This window comes from Pseudomonas sp. BYT-1 (genome assembly GCF_023611805.1).
Classification (GTDB): domain Bacteria; phylum Pseudomonadota; class Gammaproteobacteria; order Pseudomonadales; family Pseudomonadaceae; genus Aquipseudomonas; species Aquipseudomonas guariconensis.
Genome location: NZ_CP072559.1, coordinates 3,165,822 through 3,181,180 on the forward strand (window position 1 = coordinate 3,165,822; position 15,359 = coordinate 3,181,180).

Annotated in this window: 17 protein-coding genes; 11 read left to right on the forward strand and 6 right to left on the reverse strand. The window is 63.6% G+C overall.

The features are described from left to right. Positions 1-330, forward strand: coding sequence for a hypothetical protein (locus J5X93_RS14730; RefSeq protein WP_043214223.1), 330 nt, complete (start codon positions 1-3; stop codon positions 328-330). Between the two features lie 103 nt (positions 331-433). Here the strand turns inward: J5X93_RS14730 and J5X93_RS14735 are convergent, their stop codons facing one another. Then, entirely contained in the window at positions 434-1,594 is a 1,161-nt protein-coding gene (locus tag J5X93_RS14735) for an MFS transporter (RefSeq protein ID WP_090346513.1), read from the reverse strand. A gap of 389 nt (positions 1,595-1,983) precedes the next feature. Here J5X93_RS14735 and J5X93_RS14740 point away from each other — a divergent pair, with 389 nt between their 5' ends. Further along, positions 1,984-3,201 (forward strand): amidohydrolase family protein, encoded by a 1,218-nt coding sequence (locus J5X93_RS14740; protein WP_043214220.1) that lies wholly within the window; start codon positions 1,984-1,986, stop codon positions 3,199-3,201. A gap of 18 nt (positions 3,202-3,219) precedes the next feature. Here the strand turns inward: J5X93_RS14740 and J5X93_RS14745 are convergent, their stop codons facing one another. Continuing rightward, on the reverse strand, positions 3,220-4,107 hold the full coding sequence (locus J5X93_RS14745) for a LysR substrate-binding domain-containing protein (protein WP_043214218.1): 888 nt from the start codon (positions 4,105-4,107) through the stop codon (positions 3,220-3,222). Positions 4,108-4,221: 114 nt separating this feature from the next. Between J5X93_RS14745 and J5X93_RS14750 the strand changes: the two genes are divergently transcribed. After that, a complete protein-coding gene (locus tag J5X93_RS14750) occupies positions 4,222-4,896 on the forward strand; it encodes a class I SAM-dependent methyltransferase (RefSeq protein WP_043214216.1) in 675 nt (224 codons plus the stop codon). A gap of 169 nt (positions 4,897-5,065) precedes the next feature. After that, on the forward strand, positions 5,066-5,950 hold the full coding sequence (locus J5X93_RS14755; protein WP_182943096.1) for a DMT family transporter: 885 nt from the start codon (positions 5,066-5,068) through the stop codon (positions 5,948-5,950). On the opposite strand, the gene J5X93_RS14760 is transcribed toward J5X93_RS14755, so the two are convergent. Beyond that, complete coding sequence (locus tag J5X93_RS14760) at positions 5,951-6,862, reverse strand: NHL repeat-containing protein (protein ID WP_090346494.1); 912 nt, start codon at positions 6,860-6,862, stop codon at positions 5,951-5,953. It lies immediately after the preceding gene. Between the two features lie 206 nt (positions 6,863-7,068). Here J5X93_RS14760 and J5X93_RS14765 point away from each other — a divergent pair, with 206 nt between their 5' ends. From J5X93_RS14765 to J5X93_RS14790, 6 genes are all read left to right on the forward strand, one after another. After that, a complete protein-coding gene (locus J5X93_RS14765) occupies positions 7,069-8,049 on the forward strand; it encodes an aliphatic sulfonate ABC transporter substrate-binding protein (RefSeq protein ID WP_043211657.1) in 981 nt (326 codons plus the stop codon). A gap of 16 nt (positions 8,050-8,065) precedes the next feature. Beyond that, entirely contained in the window at positions 8,066-9,430 is a 1,365-nt protein-coding gene (locus tag J5X93_RS14770; protein ID WP_043211655.1) for an LLM class flavin-dependent oxidoreductase, read from the forward strand. A 134-nt stretch (positions 9,431-9,564) separates the two neighbouring features. Beyond that, positions 9,565-10,401: a bifunctional allantoicase/(S)-ureidoglycine aminohydrolase gene (locus J5X93_RS14775; RefSeq protein ID WP_043211653.1), complete on the forward strand. Its 837-nt coding sequence runs from the start codon at positions 9,565-9,567 to the stop codon at positions 10,399-10,401. A gap of 101 nt (positions 10,402-10,502) precedes the next feature. Next, positions 10,503-11,102, forward strand: a complete 600-nt coding sequence (locus J5X93_RS14780; protein ID WP_411268918.1) for an START domain-containing protein — start codon at positions 10,503-10,505, stop codon at positions 11,100-11,102. Positions 11,103-11,315: 213 nt separating this feature from the next. Continuing rightward, positions 11,316-11,603, forward strand: coding sequence for a hypothetical protein (locus J5X93_RS14785; RefSeq protein ID WP_043211651.1), 288 nt, complete (start codon positions 11,316-11,318; stop codon positions 11,601-11,603). Positions 11,604-11,691: 88 nt separating this feature from the next. Beyond that, positions 11,692-12,306: a Yip1 family protein gene (locus tag J5X93_RS14790; RefSeq protein WP_043211649.1), complete on the forward strand. Its 615-nt coding sequence runs from the start codon at positions 11,692-11,694 to the stop codon at positions 12,304-12,306. An 18-nt stretch (positions 12,307-12,324) separates the two neighbouring features. Here J5X93_RS14790 and J5X93_RS14795 read toward each other — a convergent pair whose 3' ends face one another. Beyond that, positions 12,325-12,588: a DUF1652 domain-containing protein gene (locus J5X93_RS14795; RefSeq protein WP_043211647.1), complete on the reverse strand. Its 264-nt coding sequence runs from the start codon at positions 12,586-12,588 to the stop codon at positions 12,325-12,327. 334 nt (positions 12,589-12,922) lie between these two features. On the opposite strand from J5X93_RS14795, the gene J5X93_RS14800 reads away from it, so the two are divergent. After that, positions 12,923-13,150: a DUF6555 family protein gene (locus J5X93_RS14800; RefSeq protein ID WP_043211645.1), complete on the forward strand. Its 228-nt coding sequence runs from the start codon at positions 12,923-12,925 to the stop codon at positions 13,148-13,150. A gap of 27 nt (positions 13,151-13,177) precedes the next feature. Here J5X93_RS14800 and J5X93_RS14805 read toward each other — a convergent pair whose 3' ends face one another. Then, complete coding sequence (locus tag J5X93_RS14805) at positions 13,178-14,062, reverse strand: pirin family protein (protein WP_090346486.1); 885 nt, start codon at positions 14,060-14,062, stop codon at positions 13,178-13,180. A gap of 170 nt (positions 14,063-14,232) precedes the next feature. Beyond that, positions 14,233-15,120: an EamA family transporter gene (locus tag J5X93_RS14810; protein ID WP_043211640.1), complete on the reverse strand. Its 888-nt coding sequence runs from the start codon at positions 15,118-15,120 to the stop codon at positions 14,233-14,235. Positions 15,121-15,359: the final 239 nt, after the last annotated feature.

Below are 15,359 nucleotides of genomic sequence, written 5' to 3' on the forward strand. Positions count from 1 at the left end.
ATGCGGGTATTTCTAGCAACGATCGCCGGCTGTGTGATGGCCACGGCCGCCTTCGCAGCCCAAGCCAAGGCCCTGAACCAGAACGATCGTCAGGTATGCCACTGGGGTTCGCAAATCGCCGCCGATGCGCAGCAGGCCAAGCTTTCCGGCGTCACGCTGTATGCCACGCGTAAGAAGTTGCAGACGCGCAAATTCCCCAAGCCCTGGATGCGCATGACCGCCTTCGGCATCACCGAGCAGACCTACAACAGCCAGTCCCGGCTCAAGCCCGCGGCGATCAGGCAGACGTACTACGAGCAATGCGTACAGCATGCGATCGCAAAACGTTAATACGTTATATATCAGTAGGTTATGCGATTAATTTAACGTTTTTGTTTACATACATAGGGACTGAGCAGACTTGAGATCGAGGCGCAGTCCCTGTGGGAGCGGCTCAAGCTGAAGCCGACAACCGCTCCCCAGCCCTCTTCGAGCGGCCACCCAGGCACGTCACCGCAAACGCGATCACCAGCGCGCTGGTGCCCAACAGGAAGATCAACTGCTGATTCGATCCCTCCACCAGCAAGGCGATCAGGGCTGGGGTCACCGCCGCCGCGCCCATCAGGGTGATGCTCACCAGGGGCGTGAGTTTTCCGGTCGGGTCATTGGTAGTGATCAACGCCATGTAGTACGACAACGACAATACCCAGCCGAAGTTAATCAACAGCAGCGCCACGAATAACTGCATCGGGGTGCGGGTGTGTCCCGTCAGCATGGCGATCGACACGAAGATCGCCACCAGGCCCACGGCGATCATCAGCTGCCGGTTGACCCGCGCGCCCAACAGGCTAGGCAGCCCCGCCCCCGGCAAGCCGCCGATCGCAGAAAGGCCAAACGCCCAGCCGATATCGACACCGTCGATGCCCTGGTCACGCGCCAATTGGTCGATGAAGCCCCACACGCAATAGATGGCGATCTGCATGAACAGCATGCCCACCAGCGCGCTGCGCCCCATGCGCGACGAACCGCCCTGGGCGCACGTCCCCTCGCCGCTACCGATCAGCGCCGCGGGCTTGCGTGGCAGCGCAAGGCTCGCGCCGCAAATCAGCAGGTACCACAGGCCAAAGGAACACAGCGCCGTCACCGTGCCGCTCTGGGCCGCAAGCAGGGGCAAGGCGGCGGAAAACAACGAGTACTCAGGCGTCTGCAGCAACAGCATCAGGCCGAACGAGCGGTCCTGGTTGGGCAAACGACCCAACGTGGACACCGCATAGGCATAGATCAACCCGGCGCACGTGCCCGCCGCCAGGCGTACCAGCAGCAGCGTGCCGTTGCTCGGCGCAAAGGCCGTGGCCATGCTCAGCGCCACGCACAGCAACCCCACCCACAGACAGAGGCTGCGCCCACCCTGGCGTTTCATCACGATCGGGCACAGCAATGTGCCCAGGGTCATGCCGATCATCTCTACCGAGACGACCCAGCCCTGTTGATCGAGCGACAAGTTCAGTTGTTCGGTGACCAACCCCATGAAGATTGGTTGTACACCGCAGACGATGAATGAAGTGCAGGCGATGAAGATGAGGGAAGCACGCAGTAGCTTGGAGTCTTTGATCATGAATGGACCCTGACACGCTGCACAGCATCACCCGTTAGATCAGGTGACCCTGCCCACAGCGTTTGTTTTTATTGTTTGGGTGACTGGGCCCAATACGCCGCGATAGACGCCCCGCAGACCCAGGTGAGCGGTGGCTTGACCGCTCTGGGATGCAATCCTGGGCCTTGCCTGAGGCCTTTGAAAGTTAAATATCGGAATCGACTCCAGTGGGCTTTTTAATGCACGCCGATACCGCTTGCCTGTATCCAGAAACGCACTGCAATCGATGCCGATATTTAATTTGTGAGGCCCCTGGAGATTCCCTACCGTGTGTCGCTACATCTAACCCAGGGGCCATCGCCCGCCACCGTGCGCTTCGTCGAACCGGCCCCGATGATAAAAGGCCAGCCATGAACGACCGTGAGTTCATCAACGCCATCGACGCAGATGGCCTGCCCCTGAACATCGCCGTGAAGAACGGACGTATCACCCACATCGGTCCACAGCGCGCCGCCGTCGCCGCAGCCGAGACCATCGACCTGGAAGGCCTGCTGGCCCTGCCCGGCTTCGTCGATGGCCACATCCACCTGGACAAGAGCTTCGTTGGCGACCGCTGGCGACCGCACCAGAACGTCGCCACCCTGCGCGAGCGCCTGGCGGTGGAAAAACGCGAACTGGCCAGCGCCCCACCGATCCTCGACCGTGCCGATGCCCTGATCCGCCAGGCCGCCACCTATGGCACGCTCGCCATGCGCTGCCACGTGGACGTGGATGCCACGACTGGGCTGAGCCATCTGAACGCCATTCTCCAAGCACGGGATAACTGGAAGGACCTGATCGACATCGAACTGGTGGCCTTTCCCCAGGCGGGCGTGGTGTCCTGCCCCGGTACCGCCGAAATCCTGGAAGCTGCCGTGCGTGAGGGTGTACAAGTGGTCGGCGGCATCGACCCGACGACGCTGGACGGCGATGCCGAAGCACAGCTGGACATAATCTTCGGCATCGCGGAGCGCCATGGGGTGAAGGCCGATATCCACCTCCATGAACCGGGCGAGATTTGCATTGCCCAGCTCGAACGCATCGCTGCACGCACCCGCGCCCTGGGCATGCAGGGCCTGGTTGCGGTCAGCCATGCGTATGGGTTGGGAGATGTGTCCGAGCAGGTGGTTGACCGAACCGCGCAGGTACTGGCCCACGCAGGTGTCTCGATCATGACCAATGCGCCTGGCGAGCATGCCTTTCCGCCGGTCTTGCGCCTGCGTGCAGGGGGGGTGCGGGTGTTCACCGGCAACGACAACATCCAGGATGCCTGGTGGCCCTATGGCAACGGCGACATGCTGCAGCGCGCGATGCTGGTCAGCTATCGCTCTGGGTTCAATACCGACGAGGAGTTGCGGGTTGCGCTGGACATGGCCACCGAGGCCAGCGCCGCCGTGATGGGCAAGACCGACTACGGCCTGAAGGTGGGCAACGAGGCGAGCTTCTTGTTGTTCAAGGCACCGAACGCGGCGGCAGCGGTGGCGGCGGCGCTGCACGAGCGACTGATCGTGCGCCATGGGGCGTTCTGGGGCGGGCCCGCCATCTTGCAGCTCAAGGCTGCTCAGTTCAGTCGTGAGATGCGCCGCTGAGTCGGCCCCTGGACGGAATCAGGCCGGTTCAGGTGCTTCGTCACGCAGGATGCCGATCAGGATGTCCGCCAGCGCCTTGACCATCGGGTCGGCCGTGGGCCGGTAGAAGATCGCCGCCTCGAACACCTTGATCGGCTTGAAACCCTCCTCGGCGCCCAAGACCCGATGCCCAGGCGTGACCACCCGGGACGGCAGCAGACTGACCCCCAGCCCATTGGCCACCGCCGCCTGGATACCGGCCAGGCTCGAGCTGGTAAACCCGATGCGCCAGCTACGCCCCATGGCCTCGACCGCGCTGATCATGTCGTCTCGATACAGGCCCCGCGGCGGGAAGGTCACCAAGGGGATCGGGTCCTGGGCAAAGCACGGGTACTGCGCGCTGTCGATCCATTCGATGCGTTCCGGCTGGCAGGCATTGGCCTCACGGCTGTGACGGCGTTGCTTGACCAGCACCAGGTCCAGCTCGCCACGGTCGTAGCTGCCCATCAGGTCTCGGCTCAGGCCGCCGGTGATCTCGAGCTTCACTTTGGGATGCTTGCGATTGAACGCCGCCAGCGACGCCATCGTCTTGCCGGCGACAAAATCGTCCGGCAAGCCGATGCGCACGGTCACCGTCACGCCGCCGGATAGCGCCTCGCTCAGCTGGTTGCTCACGGCCAGCAAATGCCGCGCATAACCCAACAGCATCTCGCCGGCATCGGTCGGATGCACTTCCCGGTTGCTGCGATCGAGCAACTGATGCCCGACCATTTCCTCCAACCGCCGCACCTTCTGGCTGACTGTCGACTGGGTAGAGTGAAGCCTGGCAGCGGCTGTGGTGAAACTGCCGCAATCGGCCACCATCACCACGGCCCGTAGCAGATCCAGGTCATAGATCGATCTATTGGGTTTCGCACTGTCTGTCATAGGCAAGATTCATCTTTCGAATACACGCAGTCCGAGCATCATGCCAGAAGCCCTGCGCCTTGGGTGGCGCGATCCGGCCTATCCTTGTGCTTGACCCCTCAGCGGACACGCCCGATGCCCACACCTGACGCTTCACTGCTGCAAAGCTGGCAGCACAACGCCCAAGCCTGGATAGCCGCCGTGCGCAGCGGTGCCATCGAAAGTCGGCGGCAAGTCACCGACCAGGCCATCCTGCTCGCGGTGCTGGGCCGCCAGCCTGAGCGCGTGCTGGACCTGGGCTGTGGCGAGGGCTGGTTGTTGCGCGCCTTGGCCGAGCGCGGGATCGAGGTGACGGGCGTGGATGGTGACGAGACGCTGGTTCAGGCCGCGCAGGCTGCCGGGGCGAGCCGTGTATACCAGGCGACCTACGAGCAGTTGGCGCAAAGGCAGGTAGACGTCGGCCAGGAGTACGACCTGGTGTGCGCCAACTTCGCCTTGCTGCATCAGGACATCATTCCGCTGCTCGACGCCATGCGCGCCCTGCTCGCCCCAGACGGCGCAATGGTGATCCAGACCCTGCATCCCTGGACGATGGCCAATGGCGATTACCAGGATGGATGGCGCGAAGAAACGTTCGCCGGATTTGCCGGGCAGTGGGCCCCGATGCCTTGGTACTTCCGCACCCTCGCCAGTTGGTTGAATGCCCTGGACATGGCCGGGTTGCGCCTGGTCAGCCTGCAGGAGCCGCAGCACCCGCAAAGCCCGGTACCGCAGTCGCTGTTGCTGGTTGCCCAACGCCAAGTCTTGTAGTGCCCTTTTCGCGAGTAAACCTGGGCCTGTCCCGCCCCCAACTGGATCCCTGAACAGCCGCTTGGTTGCGACAGGATTCACACCAGACGCGCCAACCACACCCCGCCCCCTTGCTCCCCTTCGCGCCCACCCGCTAGCCTGCCTTCCTCTCCCGGACGGACCCTGCCCCATGCAACCGCGCGACCTTGCCGCCTATTCGTTCCTGGCCATCACCTGGGGGATGTCCTTTCTGGTGGTGCTCAAGGTCGTGCATGCCTTCGGCTGGGTCGGCGCGGTCAGCCTGCGCTCGCTGATCGCCGGCGGCACGCTGGCCGTACTGGCGGCGCTGCTGGGGCGGGCGCTGCGCCTGCGCCCCTTGCTCAAGCCGCTGCTAGTCGTGGGCGCCACCACGGTGGCCGGGCAACTGATCGGTCTTTCCTACGCTACACCGCGAATCGGCACCGCCATGTCGGCGATTCTGGTGGCGACCATTCCGCTGTTCTCGATGATCATCGGTCGCGTCTGGGGCCTCGAGAAAATCACCCCCCAGGGCCTGGCTGGCCTGCTGTTGGGCGTACTTGGCATCGTCATGCTGGTGGGGTTCCCGGCGCAGGCCGTGACCGAAGACTTCATCCACGGCTGCATCGCTTCGGTCTTTGGCTGTCTGTGCGCTGCGTTCGGCAGCAACTATGCGAGCCTGCGCCTGCGCGGCCAGGACCCGTGGACGGTCACCGGCGGCGCCTTTCTCGCTGGCGGCCTGTTGACATTGCCCTTGTTGTGGGTGGTGCCTGTACCCACCGTGCCCCAGGCCAGCGACTGGCTGCTGCTGGCCATCAGCGGCGCGGTGATGAGCGCCACTACTTACGTGCTGTACTTCGGCCTGGTCGCGCGCATCGGTGCCACCCGTACCATCAGCGTGGAGTTCGTGGTGACCTTGGTGGCCGTGCTGATCGGCGCGCTGTTCCTCGGCGAAGCCCTGAGCCTTCTGCAGATCGTGGGCGGTGGGGTGATCCTGCTGGGCTGCATGCTGGTGCTCGGCTTGCTGCCGGGGCGCGGCAAGCGCCTGCCCAGCTGATCAGGCCCCTGGCACGTCCGGTGCCACATCCTGCGCCTGGGCGGTGTTGGTATCGATCGGTGGCGTCAGGCGCAGCACCCGGTCTCGCCCGCCTTCGGCGAGCAGGTAGCCACCCTTGCCGTCGGGAACGATGGCCTGGGGCGCCTTGAGGAAGGTCAGCACCGTGTGACGCTGCCCCTGGGCGTCGATGCGCAACAACCGTGCGCGGTGGGTGGAATCTTCGCTGATCCATAGGCCACGCTGGTCGCAGAGCAGGAAGGTGGGGTTGCGCAGGCCGCTGGCCACCACCGGGTCCTGGCCATCCTCGCTCAGCGCACGGATTTGCCCGGCGCCCTTTTCGGTGTAAAGCAGGCGGCCATCGCTGCAGCGGGTCAGGCCCTCGGTTTCGGTCAGGCCTGAACGCAGGATGTCGAGCTGACCGCTGTGCCAGTCGTAGCGCATCAAGCGGCCATTGCCTTTGCGGTCTTCGATGGCATAGAGGTAATCGCCGTCGTTCCACAAACCCTGCACGCTTTCGCCATCGAACAGATGGGTCACCTGGCCATCCCGAGCAAGGCTGACCGGTGCTCTGCCGCCCTCCTGGCTGAACACCCAACCGCCTTGTGCAGCCACCATGCCATCAGGCTTGGACAAGCCCTCGATCATGACGACCCGATCGCCTTCGGCGGTGATCTTCAGGATGCTGCCACGGCCATCGTCCAGCTCGCGGCTCACCAACAGACTGCCGTCGGCCTGGGGCAGCAGCGACGCGGCCTTGTCCACCGAGCGGTGAAGTACCTGAACACCCCAGCCATCGGCGGCCTGGACGGGGTAAAAACTCTGCCAGGCAAAGAACCCCAGCGCGCTGGCAAGCACGCCGGCGGTGCCGGCCAGCAACACTTTCACAGCGCGTACGCGTAGGGCTCGTGCCATTGATCGTCTCCTTGGAAGAGGCGAAATCCTAGCAAGAGGATGTGAAAAAAATGTTGTCAGCCCTACGCGGCCGGCCGTCTATGAAAAACAAAACGATATATAAAGAACAAAACATTCTAACTAAATGGAATTAAAAAATTGAAAGCCCTCGCGCGCCTCCTTAGGCTGGAGAACACCCCACCCAAGCCTTTCCAGGAGATCTTCCCGTGCCCGCCCGTGCCTTCTCTCCCCTTCGCCGCCTGCTGCTTGGCGGCCTGCTGGCCAGTGTCGCCAGCGCCTTGCTGCCTTGGTCCAACGCCTTGGCTGAAGACGCCAAGACCTTGCGCATCGGCTACCAGAAGTTCAACAGCATCAACATCCTCAAAGGCAGCGGCGCCCTGGAAAAAGCGCTGGCGCCGCAAGGCGTGAAAGTCACCTGGCACGAATTCGCCGCCGGGCCACAGTTGCTCGAAGCCCTGAGTACAGGCGCCATCGACCTGGGCCACGCTGCCGACGCACCGTCGGTGTTCGCCCAGGCGGCCGGCAAACCGGTGGTGTACCTGGCAGCCGAACAACCCTACCCCCGCGGCATCGGGCTGGTGGTGCGCGAGCAAGACCACATTGCCCGTGTCGAAGACCTCAAGGGCAAGCGCGTGGCCACCGGCCGTGGCTGGAACGCCCAGTACCTGCTGGCCGTGGCCTTGGAGCAGGCAGGCCTGAGCTACAAGGACATCACCCCCGCCTACGTCAACAACGCCGCCGACGCCGTGGCCGCCCTGCAGTCGGGCAGCGTGCAGGCTGTCACCCTGTGGGACCCGTTCCTGGCCGCAGCCGAACGGCAACCGGGCCTGAAAAACCTGCGTGATGGCAGCGGGCTTTCCAACAACCGGACGTTCTACCTCTCCACCGCCGCTTTCGCCGACCAGCACCGCGACCTGCTCAAGACCTTCTTCAACGAACTGGCCAAGGTCAGCCAGTGGGCCAATGCCAAGCCTGCCGAGGTCGCCAACCTGCTGGCGCCGCAGTTGGGCATCGGTGCCGACGTACTGGAGGTGGCCAGTGAACGGCGCAACTACAACGCCGTGGCCATTACCCCACAGATTGTCGCCGAGCAGCAGAAGCTGGCCGACACCTTCCAGAGCCTGGGCCTGATTCCGCGCAAGCTACAGGTGGCCGACGCGGTCTACCCGGCTTCCGTCCTGCCCTGACGCCAAGGAGCTCCGCATGCCGCGCCCGATTCGCTTCAACGCCTTCAGCATGAACGCCGCCAGCCACCAGTCACCGGGCCTCTGGCGTCATCCGCGCAACACCAGCGTGGATTTCAACCGCCTTGAATACTGGACGGACCTGGCTCGCCTGCTCGAACGCGGATTGTTCGATGCCCTGTTCATTGCCGATGTGCTGGGCATCTACGATGTCTACCAAGGCGGGCCGGACGCAGCCCTGCGTGGCGGCGTGCAGGTCCCGGTCAACGACCCCTTGCTGCTGGTGCCAGCCATGGCCGGGGTGACCGAACACCTGGGCTTCGGCGTGACCTTCTCGCTGACCTACGAACACCCCTACCCCTTCGCCCGACGCATGTCGACGCTCGATCACCTGAGCAACGGCCGAGTCGGCTGGAACATCGTCACCGGTTACCTGGACAGCGCCGCACGCAACCTGGGCCTGGCCCGGCAACTGGGTCATGACCAGCGCTACGACCTGGCCGAGGAATACCTCGAGGTGCTCTACAAGCTCTGGGAAAAGAGCTGGGACGACGATGCCGTGGTGCTCGAGCGCGAGACCGGCCGCTACATCGACCCGTCGCGCGTACACCCCATCGGCCACGCTGGCGAGCACTTCCAGGTGCCTGGCATGCACCTGTGCCAGCCCTCGCCCCAACGTACCCCGGTGCTGTTCCAGGCCGGAGCGTCGGCGCGCGGCCAGCAGTTCGCCGCGCGGCATGCCGAATGCGTATTCATCAGTGGCCCGACACCCACCGTGTTGCGCCGCTATGCCGACGGCATCCGCCAGGCCAGCGAGGTCGCCGGGCGTGGCCGCGATGAAGTGCTCATCTATGCCCAGGCCCTGCTGATCGTCGGCCAGACGCACGAACAAGCCCAGGCACGCTTTGCCGACTACCGCCGCCATGTCGATCTGGAGGCGGCCCTGGCCCTGCTGTCGGGCTGGACCGGCATAGACTTCGCAGGCCTGGAGCCCGACGCGCCCATCGAATATGTGGAGAACGACGCCGGCCGCGCGGCCCTGGCCGCCTTCACCGCCGCGGACCCCGACCGGCGCTGGACAGTACGCGAGGCGGCGCAGTTCGTGGGGCTGGGCGGCCGGGGACCGGTGCTGGTGGGCTCGGCGCAAGAAGTCGCCGACCAGCTGGAAACCTGGCTCGACCAGACCGGCATCGACGGTTTCAACCTCACCTACGCGGTGCAACCGGACGATCTGGCCAATGTGGTCGAGCTCTTGATACCCGAGCTGCAACGCCGCGGCCGCTATCCCTTGGCCTATGAAAAGGGAACCCTGCGCCACAAGCTGTTCGGCCAGGGCGATCGCCTGCCAGAAGCCCATGCCGGGCGCCTGGTCGACATTCACTGAATAAATACCGGACATTTCAACATTTAATTTGTGGATGCCACGGAAAGGCTCATATCCTGTCCGTGCATCCCCTGCGGCGCACCGGCCGGTGCGGTTCAACGGCACGGGGAAAGAACAACAAGTCGAGACTCTCCATGTCGAATCATTCGTACTTCGCCCCTCACGGTGGGCACCCAGGCCAAACCGAGCTGCTGACTGACCGTGCCATGTTCACCGAAGCCTATGCCGTCATCCCCAAGGGCGTGATGCGTGACATCGTCACCAGCCACCTGCCGTTCTGGGACAAGATGCGCATGTGGGTCATCGCCCGCCCGCTGACCGGCTTCGCCGAAACCTTCTCCCAGTACATCGTCGAAGTTGCCCCGGAAGGCGGCAGCGAGCGTCCTGAGCTGGACCCGAACGCCGAAGCGGTCCTGTTCGTGGTCGAAGGCGAGATCGACATCACCGTCGAAGGCAAGCACCACACCCTGGTCCCTGGCGGCTACGCCTTCCTGGCCCCGGGCGCCGACTGGAGTCTGCGCAACAACAGCAAGTCCAACGTCACCTTCCACTGGCTGCGCAAGCACTACCAGAAGGTCGAAGGCCTGGCTGTTCCGGAATCCTTCGTCACCCACCGCAAGGACGCCACCGTCATCGAAATGCCGGGCACCGAAGGCCGCTGGGTCACCACCCGCTTCGTCGACATGGCCGACATGCGCCACGACATGCACGTCAACATCGTGACCTTCCAGCCAGGCGGCGTGATTCCGTTCGCTGAAACCCACGTCATGGAACACGGCCTGTACGTGCTGGAAGGCAAGGCGGTGTATCGCCTGAACCAGGACTGGGTCGAAGTCGAAGCCGGTGACTTCATGTGGCTGCGTGCCTTCTGCCCGCAAGCCTGCTATGCCGGCGGCCCTGGCCCGTTCAGCTACCTGCTGTACAAGGACGTCAACCGCCACGTGCACCTGACGCTCAACCCACAGCGTTGAGTCCAGGCTGATGTCTCACAAGCCCGCCTTCATGGCGGGCTTGTCGTTTGTGTCCATACTTTTTGCACCCCACCGCTTGCGGACCTGCGTCCATGCCCCTGGTGTATCGTCTGTTGCTCGCCCTGCTGCTCCTGTTGCCAGCCCCCTTGCTGGTGGCGGCCGACTGGCGCCTGGCGCATCAGGAGGATGGCGTCGACGTTTATCTGAGCGCTGTGGAAGGCTCGCCCTACCAGGCGTTTCGCGGCGTGACCCGCATCAAGGCAAGCGTGCGTACCCTCACTGACCTGCAGGAGAACCTGCGGGTGGCCTGCAAATGGCTATATGCCTGCGCTGAGATGCGCTTGCTGGAAGTCGAGGGCGACAGTACCTGGGTCTACTTGGTCACCGACCTGCCCTGGCCGGCCCACCCCAGGGACATCGTGCTGCGCGTGCGCACCGAGCGCCTGAACGATGGGACCCTGGTGCGCTACCTGAGCGCCGAACCTGGTAGGGTGCCCGCAGCGCCAGGGTTGATCCGCGTACGCCGACTGCGCGGGGAATGGACCATGCGCCCGTTGGGGGAAAAGGAAACCGAAGTGAGCTATCAACTGCAGGCCGACCCGGCGGGCGACGTGCCGGGATGGCTGGCCAATCAGTTCGTGGTGGATGCGCCGCTGGTCACCTTGCGCACATTGAAGGCCGTGGCCGAGCGTCAGCCCTAAGAGCATTCGCGGGTAACCCCGCTCCCGCAAGGATCACCCTAACCCCTGAGGAGCGGGTTCACCGCCAAACCAGGCCCCGTCCTGACAGCGCAAAAATAAACGCTCGATGAAATAGAAATAATTTGAACAACACCCCGGGAGAGGTTTCGAATGATAGATACCTCCGCGATCCTCCCAGGAGCCCGTCATGTCCCTACGTCCGCTGTGTCAGCCATGAAGGCCCACTACCGCGCTCCCTGCGCCAGCCTGGAGCTGGACTTCGTCCGCGATACGCTGTTCGGCCCGGTGGCTCATCGCGTGGAATGCCAGGTCCAGCTAGCCGCGCTCAACTTGCAAGGCTGCCCGGCGCTGCGCCTGCACATCGACCCACCGCTGCCGGAAAAACTCGACCGCGCCCACAGCGTGGCGTTCGTCTGGGACGGACGCAGCTATCACGGCGTGGTGCGTGACCATGCCAAATGCGGCGATGGCGGCATGAACCTGGTGCTTGAGCTGCAGTGAAGCGATCAACGGGCGACAGATAACCTGAACCCTGGGCGCTGGGGCTTCTCCATAAAAAGAGGACACGCTTGCCCTCGAGGAGATTGCCATGAACAGCCCCTTGCTCAAGCTCTTCACTCAACCGGGTGCCGCCTGGCTGGACATCCGCCGTGCCGAGGAAGCCCACCCGCAACAATACCTGCCACGCCTGCTGGCACTGGCGCTGATCCCGGCCGTGTGCCTGTTCATCGGCACCACCACGTTCGGCTGGAGCCTGGCCGCGGAGGATCGCGTACGCCTGAGCCTGGTCAGCGCTGCGCAGTTGGCGGGCCTTCTGTACGCCACGACCGTGGTCGGCGTCATGTTGATGGGCGTGATGATCCGCTGGATGTCACGAGGTTTCGACGCCCAACCCACCCTCAACCAATGCATCGGCTTTGCCGCCTATTGCGCCACGCCCTGGTTCGTCGCGGGCGTGGTGGGCCTGGTGCCGATGCGCTGGCTGGCCGTGCTGGCCCTGCTGGCAGCCTCGGCCTATGCCACGGTATTGCTCTATGGCGGCTTGCAGACGTTTCTGCGGCTTCGCAAGGAACAGGCCCTGCTGTTCGCAACCTGTGTCTGGGGTGTGGGACTGCTGTTGCTGGTGACCATCCTGGTGTCGATGATCCTGTTCTGGTTCAACGGGCTGATGCCTGAGTATGTGCGCCCGGCCAGCCTTGGCTGACCGGGTCTGCCGAGCCTTTCAGGCGATGGCCCTGGCCACGTGCGGATGACCCAGGCGCTGATCCTTGCGCAACTGGTTCACCAGTTCATGGACATCACGACAGCTATTGAGGCTGTCCAGGGGAATGCCGGTGACGGTCAGGCAATCGTCAAGCCCCTGTTCATTGCCCAGACGAATGGTCAGGCTGACGCCGTCCGGGCAACTGACCTCGCAGCGGTCGGGCAGACAGGCCTGCTCGATCAGCTGGCGCATTTCCAATAGCGAAACTCCTATCAACGACATGGTTCGACCCTCTCTGTACTGGATGGCCTGTTGTGTGTGAGTACGCCCTGAATTGGCGCAGTGCCAATTGATATTGCGCATGTCCAAGCGGTCACTCATTTGCTGGAGCAATGAGTGCTCGGTGAATCCTCTAGCACCTTAGAAGAAGAGCCCGGCTTGACGCTGGCTGTTCGATCCAATGAAGCAGGCTTACGACGAGCGGTCTTGCCTGTGCCGCTGGTCGGGCAAGGGGGAATTCTTTCAAACTTTTGAGTAAGTCACAGTTTCCCACGGATAGGCCACGGAACGTCTTGCACGTGGCCAGCCTGCGCGGCTGCGCAAGGGATGGGGACCGATGATCGACGCCAAACTTTTCGTGATCGACTACGAACTGCACGGGCAGCACAAGTCGTTCGTGATCCGCGCCGAGCGGATGGACAACGCCGAGGCCTGGCACTGGGCCAGTTGCGATGCGGGAGTGGCCCGCATCGGACGCTACGGGCGCGAGAAGATCAAGAAAGTCAGCAAGCCGGTGGCCGAGCGTTACGGGATCAGTGATGTACAGTGGCGGCAGACCGGTTGAACGGCTGCCGCGCTGTGGCCCATCGACTCAATGCTGGGGGCCCTGCTCCCCCGCCATCTGGCCGAACCGCCCGGCCTGGAAGTCGTCGAACGACTCGGCGATCTCCGCTTGGCTGTTCATCACGAACGGGCCATAGCCGACGATAGGCTCATCGATTGGTTCGCCGCTGAGCAGCAGCAGGCTCACGTCTTCCAAGGCCTGCACCTGTACGTGCTCACCATCGCGCTCGAGCAGCACCAGGCTGGCCGGCCCGGTCTCACGCTCGCCATTGACCTGCACATTGCCCCGCAAGACCACCAGCGCAGCGTTGCGCCCTTGGGCGATGGGCAGTTGCAGGCTGGCACCGGCCGCAAGGCGCAGGTCCCAGACATCCATGGGCGTGAAGGTCCGAGCCGGGCCTTTGTGGCCTTGATAGTCACCGGCAATCACGCGCAGGGTACCGGCATCGTCTAGCAGCTTCACCACCGGAATATCACTGGCCAGCAGCGTCTGGTAGCCCGCTGCAGCGCGCTTGTCCCGGGCAGGAAGGTTCACCCACAGCTGCACCATTTCCAGGGTGCCGCCAGTGCGGGCGAAAGCCGGCGAGTGGAACTCCTCGTGCAGGATGCCGTTGGCAGCGGTCATCCACTGCACGTCCCCGGGGCCGATCAAGCCACCGGCGCCGGTGGAATCGCGATGCTCCAGCTCGCCCTGGTAGACGATGGTCACCGTCTCGAAGCCGCGATGCGGATGCTGGCCGACACCGCGGCGCGCGGTGGTCGGGGTGAAGTCGTGCGGGCCGGCGTAGTCCAGCAGCAGGAACGGGCTGATGTGACGGGCCAGATTGTCATAGGTGAACAGACTGCGAACCGGAAAGCCATCCCCGACCCAATGGCCGTGAGGGCTACGATGAACACCCAGAATCTTTTTCATGAGAAGTCTCCTCTCTCAGATAGCTGGGTATAACACTACCTATGAGAATAATACTTCGGTAGATAGCAAAAACGGCCCTGATCGTCCCAACAGCAGAACAATTGCAACCGGGTTGGCGGTCATCGTTGTCGGAGCGGGCTTACCCGCCAACACGCCACCGCCGACCTCACTCATTGTGCCGTGGCCGCCCGCAACCGCTGTCCCAGCCGCGGCCCGAACACATTGATCAGCAGCCCCGCCATCACCAGCAACGCGCCCCAACCCTGCACCGCGCTCAAGCGCTCATCCAGCAGCCAGGCCGACGAACTCAAGCCAATCACCGGCACCAGCAACGAGAACGGCGCCACCTTGCCCGCCGGATGGCGCGACAACAGCGTGCTCCAGAGGCTATAGCCCAGCATGGTGGCGACGAAGGCCAAGTACGCCAGCGCCAACACCGAATTCAAGCCGAGGTTGGCCAATGCATGGCCAATGCGCTCCGGACCTTCGAGCCACCAGGACAACGCCAGAAACGGCAGCGGCGGGATCAGCCCGCCCCAGATCACCAAGGCCACCAGGTCCACCGAGCCAAAGCGCCGGGTAATGATATTGCCCATCCCCCACATGGCCCCCGCGCACAGGGTCAACAGCAGCGCCAGCAACGGCACGTGGCTGCCATCTTCGCTGCCGATCAGCACCAACCCGCCCGCTGCCACCAGCAACCCCAGCACACTCGCCAAGCGCAGGCGCTCACCCAAAAACAGCGCGGCAAAACCCAAGGTGAAGAACGCCTGAGATTGCAGCACCAACGAGGCCAGCCCCGGTGGCATGCCGCTGTACATGGCCTGGAACAGGAACGCGAACTGTCCCAGGGAAATGGTCGCGCCGTAGGCGATCAACCAGCGCCAGGGAAGCTTCGGTCGCTTGACCAGCAGGATCGCCGGGAACGCCACCAGGGCGAAACGCAACGCACCGAGCAACATGGGCGGCAAGCCATCAAGGCCGACCTTGATGACAACGAAGTTGACTCCCCAGGCGATGATCACCACCAGGGCGATCAGCAGGTCCTTGAGCGGCATTGCGGCTTCCTTCTTCAGGCGTTCTAGACATATTTCGTTACAGCATAAGGCCATTCTTTTTTCACCGACCAGCACAGTTGGGCACCGACCTTGCGCAACAGTCGATCAAGCGAAGCGTCTGGCAAGCGTGTGAACCGCCACTCGTTACCTGTCAAGCTTCACTTGACCGAACTTGTCTATACATGCTCATATCTCGACACAGCCAGTCTTTGCCGATGGCTCGCCCGCCCCCCACAAAA

Excerpts from the sequence above, each read along its gene's own strand:
- J5X93_RS14795 (WP_043211647.1), bottom strand. The coding sequence starts at position 12,588 with ATGTCGTTGATAGGAGTTTCGCTATTGGAAATGCGCCAGCTGATCGAG.
- J5X93_RS14745 (WP_043214218.1), bottom strand. The coding sequence starts at position 4,107 with ATGACAGACAGTGCGAAACCCAATAGATCGATCTATGACCTGGATCTG.
- J5X93_RS14810 (WP_043211640.1), bottom strand. The coding sequence starts at position 15,120 with ATGCCGCTCAAGGACCTGCTGATCGCCCTGGTGGTGATCATCGCCTGG.
- J5X93_RS14730 (WP_043214223.1), top strand. The coding sequence starts at position 1 with ATGCGGGTATTTCTAGCAACGATCGCCGGCTGTGTGATGGCCACGGCC.
- J5X93_RS14775 (WP_043211653.1), top strand. The coding sequence starts at position 9,565 with ATGTCGAATCATTCGTACTTCGCCCCTCACGGTGGGCACCCAGGCCAA.
- J5X93_RS14740 (WP_043214220.1), top strand. The coding sequence starts at position 1,984 with ATGAACGACCGTGAGTTCATCAACGCCATCGACGCAGATGGCCTGCCC.
- J5X93_RS14800 (WP_043211645.1), top strand. The coding sequence starts at position 12,923 with ATGATCGACGCCAAACTTTTCGTGATCGACTACGAACTGCACGGGCAG.
- J5X93_RS14750 (WP_043214216.1), top strand. The coding sequence starts at position 4,222 with ATGCCCACACCTGACGCTTCACTGCTGCAAAGCTGGCAGCACAACGCC.
- J5X93_RS14735 (WP_090346513.1), bottom strand. The coding sequence starts at position 1,594 with ATGATCAAAGACTCCAAGCTACTGCGTGCTTCCCTCATCTTCATCGCC.
- J5X93_RS14755 (WP_182943096.1), top strand. The coding sequence starts at position 5,066 with ATGCAACCGCGCGACCTTGCCGCCTATTCGTTCCTGGCCATCACCTGG.
- J5X93_RS14785 (WP_043211651.1), top strand. The coding sequence starts at position 11,316 with ATGAAGGCCCACTACCGCGCTCCCTGCGCCAGCCTGGAGCTGGACTTC.
- J5X93_RS14760 (WP_090346494.1), bottom strand. The coding sequence starts at position 6,862 with ATGGCACGAGCCCTACGCGTACGCGCTGTGAAAGTGTTGCTGGCCGGC.
- J5X93_RS14770 (WP_043211655.1), top strand. The coding sequence starts at position 8,066 with ATGCCGCGCCCGATTCGCTTCAACGCCTTCAGCATGAACGCCGCCAGC.
- J5X93_RS14790 (WP_043211649.1), top strand. The coding sequence starts at position 11,692 with ATGAACAGCCCCTTGCTCAAGCTCTTCACTCAACCGGGTGCCGCCTGG.
- J5X93_RS14805 (WP_090346486.1), bottom strand. The coding sequence starts at position 14,062 with ATGAAAAAGATTCTGGGTGTTCATCGTAGCCCTCACGGCCATTGGGTC.